The organism is Barnesiella sp. CU968, assembly GCF_905219685.1.
Classification (GTDB): domain Bacteria; phylum Bacteroidota; class Bacteroidia; order Bacteroidales; family Muribaculaceae; genus Lepagella; species Lepagella muris_A.
Genome location: NZ_CAJMXD010000427.1, coordinates 1 through 2363, shown reverse-complemented (window position 1 = coordinate 2363; position 2363 = coordinate 1). Strand labels below are relative to the sequence as shown.

The following is a 2363-nucleotide window of genomic DNA, read 5'->3' as shown; positions in this document are numbered from 1 at the left end:
AGAAAATCGCGTAACCAACATGAATACAGAGTTTAACAATTTCGCATTAACAGATTTTAAGAGACGCCAGTGATAATGTTTCTTATGAATTATGATACTCGTAATAAACTTGACTCCGCTAAATGGCATTTGAAACGGACTTTGCTTAATAATGCTAATTTGCGAGGTTTGACTCATTTAATGATTTTTAAAACGCTGAAAATAAAGTATTCCCCTGAAAGCAAGTGAATAAATTCTTGACTGAGGTCACTGAAATATGGATTGTCTGTAATTTCCCAAGTGGCAAACCAGATCCGATTCCGGATGGTGCTCAATTAAGGGTCCGATATTGGCAAAGATTTGAAAACGTGAGCCGCTTTATCCTGTTTTTTCTTGAAAAATCATTTCAATATGGATTAAAATGATGATCAACAGCTTGTTAGTGTGTAAATTTTAGAAAGAAATTTATAAACACACATTAGGTATATAATTGATATTCACATGATTAAATTTTAATAATTTTACAATTGAAAGATTAAAATCCGTAACGTGAATTGAAAATTTTTATTTTTTATGCTAATTTTTATGTTTCATAAAATCATAATATCATGAACAGATTATTTACAGTATTGACCTTGATTATCATTGTTTCTTTTGCTGTTTTTGCAGACAATGGTGCAATTTCAAATCTTGGGGACAAAACTCCCATTCAAATTGATCCGATACCAACCAAGACCCCTCAAAAAGGACCGCGTGTACCTGCACGTGTACCTCTCACATGTTTTCTGATGGACGAGTGTCTCACAGTCGAATGCGATTATGAGGCAGAAGGAGAGGTGACGGTAACAAACAATGCCACAGGAATGGTTGTAGCCTCGGAGACGGGGGAACTTGCCGGAGGCATCGTTCTATACCTTGCCGACTATACCGAAGGAGCCATGACCGTGACAATCACCATGAACGACAAGGGCTATATCGGCTATTTCTAAAAAATTCAATTCGAATCCGATTATTGTTAAAATAGGATTCCCTTCAAAATAAGTAGCTAAGAACTTAATGACAATTAAAATCTATCGGCTTATACCAATATTGCTTTTGGTAATGACATCCTGCTCCGGCTCAGACAAGGAGCAGCGGGACATTGTTGCCGAATGGGCAGGCAAGGAAATCGTAATTCCCGGTGAACTTGGATTTCAGGTAGGTAATATCCCCGTGGATTACGATTTCGATGCCGCCGATTTCAAGATCGTCACTTATGTCGATTCCGCTGGATGCACCAACTGCCGGATGAAACTCAAGGACTGGGATAAGGTGATTGACGGTTTCAAATCCTCTCCCGATGTTGATGTCAGCTTCCTTATGATAGTGGATTCCGACAAACGGGAGGAGATTGAAAGACTCGTGAAAGACAATGACTTTCATCATCCTGTATCAATTGATTCCGCAGGACTTTTCAGGAAGGCGAATCCACTCCCTTCCAAACCGGAACATCAGACATTTCTTCTTGACGCAGACAACAAGGTTATCGCTTTGGGAAATCCTGTGTATAATCCGAAGATTAGGGAACTGTATGCTCGCCTTATATTTGATTCCACAGATGGCGAAAAGACATTGGGAGATGTGGAAGAACAGATTTGCAGGAAACCTGTGCGCAGCATTGGAGTGGTGAGCAAGGGAGACACAATAAACAAACGTTTCAGATTTAATAATGATACAAAGTCAGATCTGACACTACAGGAGATTACACCCTCATGTCATTGTGTCAGTACCAAAGTGGATTGGAAAGTCCTGAAAAGTGGAGAATATGCTGATGTCGAAATCAGCTATGTAGCCGACACGATCTCGCAGCAGTTTTACCGCTATGCCGATATCTGGTTCAAAGAGAGACAGAATCCGGAGAGACTCGTCCTCCACGGATTCATAAAATAATTTTTAACATCTAAAATTTCAAGAAAATGAAAAAGAAGATTATTTTCGCCGCAGTTGCGGTGGTTATGGGTGTTTCTGCGTATGTTGGAGTAAATGCGCAGCAGCAAGATGCAATGTCTGACATACAGTTGTCAAATGTCGAAGCACTTGTTAGCGGGGAGAGTGGCAATGGTAGATGGAATGTCACAAAACATTCAAATGATTATTGGGAGTGTAATGCTGGAGGAACACAGAATTGTCCCGGAACTCCTTGGTGATAAATGAAGTTGGTTAATCAAAAGATCTAAGATCTTTTGATTAACCAACTTATACCTTGATATCTTAATGCTAAGAAAATGAATATATCTCGAATCGTAAAAATTTTTGTTGTAGTTGTTTTGATAGGTATCGCATATGCCTGTACAAACAGTAAAGAATCAGAGAGTGAAATAAAAGCTGTCGAGGTCGATTTGAAA

General features: G+C 39.1%; 3 protein-coding genes. All 3 read left to right on the top strand.

What is annotated here, in order from left to right; genetic code table 11:
• Positions 1–587: 587 nt before the first annotated feature.
• Positions 588–968 (top strand): hypothetical protein, encoded by a 381-nt coding sequence (locus tag JX312_RS12380; RefSeq protein WP_204458199.1) that lies wholly within the window; start codon positions 588–590, stop codon positions 966–968.
• 67 nt (positions 969–1035) lie between these two features.
• Positions 1036–1908 (top strand): DUF1573 domain-containing protein, encoded by an 873-nt coding sequence (locus tag JX312_RS12375; RefSeq protein ID WP_204458198.1) that lies wholly within the window; start codon positions 1036–1038, stop codon positions 1906–1908.
• Between the two features lie 26 nt (positions 1909–1934).
• Positions 1935–2165 carry an NVEALA domain-containing protein gene (locus tag JX312_RS12370; RefSeq protein WP_204458196.1) on the top strand — a complete coding sequence of 77 codons (231 nt, stop codon included), beginning with the start codon at positions 1935–1937 and terminating at the stop codon, positions 2163–2165.
• Positions 2166–2363: the final 198 nt, after the last annotated feature.